This window comes from Geobacillus thermopakistaniensis, assembly GCF_000498995.1.
Taxonomy (GTDB): domain Bacteria; phylum Bacillota; class Bacilli; order Bacillales; family Anoxybacillaceae; genus Geobacillus; species Geobacillus thermoleovorans.
In genome coordinates, this window is record NZ_AYSF01000003.1 from 1 (window position 1) to 5,223 (window position 5,223).

Annotated in this window: 4 protein-coding genes, 1 rRNA gene and 2 pseudogenes; 5 read left to right on the forward strand and 2 right to left on the reverse strand. The window is 51.9% G+C overall.

All coding sequences use genetic code 11. From position 1 onward, the window contains the following. Positions 1 to 28: 28 nt before the first annotated feature. From galE to T260_RS1000000140695, 4 genes and pseudogenes are all read left to right on the forward strand, one after another. Positions 29 to 931: pseudogene (gene galE / locus T260_RS136860) on the forward strand (UDP-glucose 4-epimerase GalE); the annotation flags it as partial. Between the two features lie 2 nt (positions 932 to 933). Next, positions 934 to 2,460, forward strand: coding sequence for a UDP-glucose--hexose-1-phosphate uridylyltransferase (galT, locus tag T260_RS136855; RefSeq protein ID WP_011231633.1), 1,527 nt, complete (start codon positions 934 to 936; stop codon positions 2,458 to 2,460). A 56-nt stretch (positions 2,461 to 2,516) separates the two neighbouring features. Further along, positions 2,517 to 3,576 (forward strand): annotated as a pseudogene (locus T260_RS1000000140690) (LacI family DNA-binding transcriptional regulator); the annotation flags it as partial. 30 nt (positions 3,577 to 3,606) lie between these two features. Further along, entirely contained in the window at positions 3,607 to 3,882 is a 276-nt protein-coding gene (locus tag T260_RS1000000140695) for a substrate-binding domain-containing protein (RefSeq protein WP_442345770.1), read from the forward strand. Between the two features lie 16 nt (positions 3,883 to 3,898). Here the strand turns inward: T260_RS1000000140695 and T260_RS136850 are convergent, their stop codons facing one another. Together T260_RS136850 and yoyC are read right to left on the reverse strand one after the other, a co-directional pair. After that, on the reverse strand, positions 3,899 to 4,342 hold the full coding sequence (locus T260_RS136850) for an Hsp20/alpha crystallin family protein (protein WP_011231631.1): 444 nt from the start codon (positions 4,340 to 4,342) through the stop codon (positions 3,899 to 3,901). Positions 4,343 to 4,406: 64 nt separating this feature from the next. Beyond that, positions 4,407 to 4,697 (reverse strand): protein YoyC, encoded by a 291-nt coding sequence (gene yoyC / locus T260_RS136845; RefSeq protein ID WP_031212087.1) that lies wholly within the window; start codon positions 4,695 to 4,697, stop codon positions 4,407 to 4,409. Positions 4,698 to 5,153: 456 nt separating this feature from the next. Here yoyC and T260_RS136840 point away from each other — a divergent pair. Continuing rightward, positions 5,154 to 5,223: ribosomal RNA gene (locus T260_RS136840) — 16S ribosomal RNA — on the forward strand; the annotation flags it as partial.

Genomic DNA, 5,223 nt, shown 5'->3' on the forward strand with positions numbered 1-5,223 from the left:
TCTATCGGTTGTAAAATAATGCCGAAAAGTGGATAACTTGCAGACGGGGCACCGGGAGGCGGTTCACCCTGATGCGGTGTTTTGCCAAGGCGATATTCGCGACCGCGATTTTTTGCGCGAGGTGTTTCGCCAGCACGACATTGAGGCGGTCATTCATTTTGCGGCGAACTCATTGGTCGGCGAAAGCATGGAAGAGCCGCTGAAATATTACGACAACAATGTGTACGGCACACAAGTGCTGCTTGAAGTGATGAGAGAATTTGGCGTCAAGCAAATCGTCTTTTCTTCAACCGCCGCGGTGTATGGGGAGCCGAAACAAATCCCGATCGTCGAAACCGACCCGACGGAACCGACGAACGCGTATGGAGAAACGAAGCTGGCGATGGAAAAAATGATGAAATGGGCGGACCGCGCCTATGGCATCCGCTCGATTTCGCTCCGCTACTTTAATGTCGCCGGGGCGTACGGCACGACAATCGGTGAGGACCACAACCCGGAGACGCATCTGATTCCATTGATTTTAAAAGTGCCGCTTGGCCAGCGCGAGGAAATCTACATTTTCGGCGATGACTACGACACGCCCGACGGCACGTGCATCCGCGACTACATTCATGTGCTTGATCTCGTCGATGCCCATTGGCTGGCGCTCGAGAAATTGCGGAGCGGGGCAGACAGCGATGTATACAATTTAGGCAACGGAAATGGATTTAGCGTCAAAGAAGTGATCGAAGCGGCTCGGCAAGTGACCGGACACCCGATCCCCGCCCGCGTCGTGGCGCGGCGCCCGGGCGATCCGGCGAGACTTGTCGCTTCATCGGAAAAAGCAAAGCGCGAGCTCGGCTGGGAGCCGAAATACCCGTCCATTACGGATATCGTCGCGTCGGCATGGGAATGGCATCAAGCGCGGCCAAACGGATATCGGGGTGTGTAAACATGGAAACGATTTTTGCGGCGATTGAACAACTGATCCGTTATGCCGAGCAACGCGGCCTTTTAGCGCCGGAAGATGTTGTGTACGCGCGCAACCGCCTGCTGGCAACGCTCCGACTCACGGAATGGCAGCCGGCCGAGGTCAAGGACGTTCCCTTGGCCTCGCCGGCCCCGGTATTGGACGCTATGATTGATTGGGCGTATGAACAAGGATTGTTGGAAACGAATACAACGACCGAGCGCGATATATGGGATGCGAGACTGATGGACTGCGTCATGCCGCGGCCGTCGGAAGTGATCCGCGCCTTTTACGAGCGATACCGCCGCGACCCGCAGGAGGCGACGGACTGGTTTTATTCGTTGAGCCAAGCGTCCAATTACATTCAAACGGCGCGCATCGCCAACAATCAGCACTGGAAAGTGTCAACCATCTATGGAGAATTGGATATCACCATTAACTTGGCGAAGCCGGAAAAAGACCCGAAGGAAATCGCCAAATTAAAAGAGATGCCGTCATCCTCGTATCCAAAATGTGTATTATGCAAAGAAAACGAAGGGTATGAAGGAACGTGGCGTCATCCAGCCCGTTCCAATCACCGTGTCATCCCGATCACGTTATTGGATGAACAGTGGTATTTCCAATATTCTCCCTACGTGTACTATAATGAACATTGCATCGTCTTCCACGCCGAACATGTGCCGATGAAAATGGAGCGGAAGACGCTTGAGCGTTTGCTCGATTTCGTCGAAAAGTTCCCGCACTATTTCATTGGCTCGAACGCCGATTTGCCGATTGTCGGCGGCTCGATTTTAGTGCATGACCATTTCCAAGGCGGGTGCTATACGTTTGCGATGGAAAAGGCGGAGATCGAAGAGTGTATCCCGCTTCCATCGTTTCCGTCGGTCACAGCCGGCATAGTGCGCTGGCCGATGTCCGTCATCCGTTTGACTGGACCAAAAGAGGACGTGTTGGATGCGGCTGCCTTTTTGTATGAAACATGGCGGACGTACAGCGACTCAAGTGTCGAGATTATGGCCTACAGCGGCGATGTTCCGCATAACACGATCACCCCGATCGCCCGGCGGCGCGGCGATTTGTTTGAGTTGGACATTGTTTTGCGCAACAATCGGACATCAGCGGAACATCCGTACGGCATTTTCCATCCGCATGAAGAATTGCATCATATTAAAAAAGAAAATATCGGCTTGATCGAAGTGATGGGGCTGGCGGTGCTGCCGGCACGGCTTGCCGTGGAACTGGAGACGCTGGCCGATTATCTTGTGCATCGGACAAAAAAAGAAGACTGGGACGAGTCGATGCATAAACATTGGGATTGGTGCGAAGCCATTCACTCGGCCTATCCGGACATCACGAAGGACAACGTCCATGACATTTTGCGGCACGAAGTCGGGCAACGGTTTGTGACCGTGTTGGAACATGCCGGGGTGTTTAAGCGGGACAAGCGAGGGAAGGACGCGTTTCGCCGCTTTATGCAGCACGCTGTGGAGCGCATGTCGTCTCTTGTTTAAATGCGGCGAAAAAACGCGTTTCATATGAAACATAAGGAAGGGATTGCAAACAGACTATGGCTACGTTAAAAGAAATCGCGGAAAAAGTCGGCGTTTCGGTCGCGACGGTGTCGCGCGTGCTTAATTACGATACGACGCTGTCCGTTTCCGATGAAACGAGAAGGCGCATTTTTGAAGTCGCCCAAGAGCTGAACTACAAAACATTGCGGGAACGAAGCCAGCAAGCGCGCGAATCGTTTCGCTTCGGGCTCATTCACTGGTATTCGGAGCGCCAGGAAATCGATGACCCCTATTATATGGCGATTCGCCTCGGAGTGGAAAAAGAGTGTTTTGACCGCGGCATCGAACTCGTCAAATTGTTTAAACAGCACGGCGCCTATCCGATCGAACGGATGGAGGCGCTCGATGGCATCATCGCCGTCGGAAAATTCGGGCCGAAGGAAGTCGAGGTTTTTGCCGCCGGGGCCAAACAAATTGTGTTAAAAGACTGCCGAAAANGGCGCCTATCCGATCGAACGGATGGAGGCGCTCGATGGCATCATCGCCGTCGGAAAATTCGGGCCGAAGGAAGTCGAGGTTTTTGCCGCCGGGGCCAAACAAATTGTGTTTGTCGACTGTTCGCCTGATGAGCATCGGTTTGATTCAGTCGTCATCGACTTGCGTCAAGCGACGGTGACAGTGCTTGATTATTTGCTTCGGTTGGGGCATACGAAAATTGGCTATATCGGCGGCCGTGAATATGTCGACGGGGAAACGCCGATCCGCGATGAGCGCGAAGCGGCGTTTTACGAATATTTGTATGTCAAAGGGCTGTATGATTCCCGCTATGTATGGATCGGTGCCTTCACTGCTGAAGATGGCTATCGGCTGATGAAAGAGGCTGTTTCAGGCGGCGACTTGCCGACGGCGTTTTTCATTGCCAGTGATTCGATGGCGATTGGCGCCCTGCGTGCGCTGCATGAAGCCGGGATCGCTGTTCCGGAAGAGGCGGCGATTGTCGGATTCAATGATATTCCGACGGCAGCATTTCTTCACCCGCCGCTTTCGACGGTGAAAGTATACACAGAATTTATGGGTGAAACAGCGGTTGAGCTGCTCATCGAACGGTTGACGACGAANACGGCGTTTTTCATTGCCAGTGATTCGATGGCGATTGGCGCCCTGCGTGCGCTGCATGAAGCCGGGATCGCTGTTCCGGAAGAGGCGGCGATTGTCGGATTCAATGATATTCCGACGGCAGCATTTCTTCACCCGCCGCTTTCGACGGTGAAAGTATACACAGAATTTATGGGTGAAACAGCGGTTGAGCTGCTCATCGAACGGTTGACGACGAAACGAGCGATTTGCAAAAAGGTCGTCGTGCCGACAGAGCTCGTCATCCGCTCAAGCAGCGAGGGCAACGAAAAGGGGAGCGGTCGATAAGCCGCTCCCTTCTGCATTAATGGAACTCGATATCAACGCGTTTTTTCGTTCCTGTCGTTGTTTTCGGGATATGAATGTCAAGCACGCCGTTTTTGTACGTCGCGCGAATGTTTTCCGTCGCCGCATCCGCCGGCAGGGTGATCGAACGCTGGAAGCGACCAAAGAAGCGTTCGCGCCGGTGCATTTGTTCTTCTCTTACATCGTGGTGGCGTTGAATCGTGCCGCTGATGGTCAACATGTTGTTCTGCACGTCAATGTGCACATCCTCTTTCCGCTCCAGCCCCGGTAAATCGCACGAAACGACGTATTCGTTGGCCGTTTCATGCATGTCGATGCGCGGCATCCAGTGCTGCTCATCCATATGAGTGAACAGCGATGGAAAATCACTAGCAAAAAAGCGGTTCATATCCCGGCGAATCGATTCCAAGTGCCGGAACGGGTCATACGGAATTAACGCCATAACTGCCATCCTCCTTAACAAGAAATGTTTTTTCGCTCAGTAGTGTGAACCGGATTCGTCTGTTTTATGTATGATTGGCTTGCAATTGTTCCATCACCGTCAAATACGCTTGAATGAGTGCTACTTTCATGCCATCCGGCAAGTCAGAAGCGGCCACCCGCTTAACGGCGTAATAAAACTTCACTTCGGACGATTGCCGCACGCGCGGATGCGTCCACTCGTCGCGCAGCTCCTGCCTGATCGTCTCATATAAAAGAGCTTGGCTATTCTGTTCATCGAGCGTCTCCGCTGTGATCGAACGATTCGGCCAAAGGCGGCGGTAGGCGTCAAGCAAAACGGAAAATGAATGATTCATCGCATCCATTCCTCCTTCGTTGATGCTCGTTTTTTATCTTATTACACATTTTCATTATAGTTGATGTGAGCAGCCATTACAGGAGGGGAAGTCTGCAACATTGCGGATGGAAATTCCAGTTGACATAGAAAGTCAGGCGTAATATAATCAAAATCGCCGTTTCACGACAGCGCGATGCCAAGAGGCAAATGGCAACGAAACAATCAAAAAATGTGGTTGACAAACAGCGGATGATAAGTATAATAAAATATTGCCGCAACGCAATAAACGGATAAACGCGGCAGAAACAAAGCAGAGAAAACAATGCTTGACATTTTGAAAGATTTGTTTATATAATAATAGTTGTCGTTAAGTTATAAGTTACAAAAGCAGTTGCTTGTTCCTTGAAAACTGAACGAAACGAAGCGCGACGAAAAGCGGAGGTCCGCATGGGCCGAAGCAAAAGCCAATCAACTTTCTTTGGAGAGTTTGATCCTGGCTCAGGACGAACGCTGGCGGCGTGCCTAATACATGCAAGTCGAGCGGG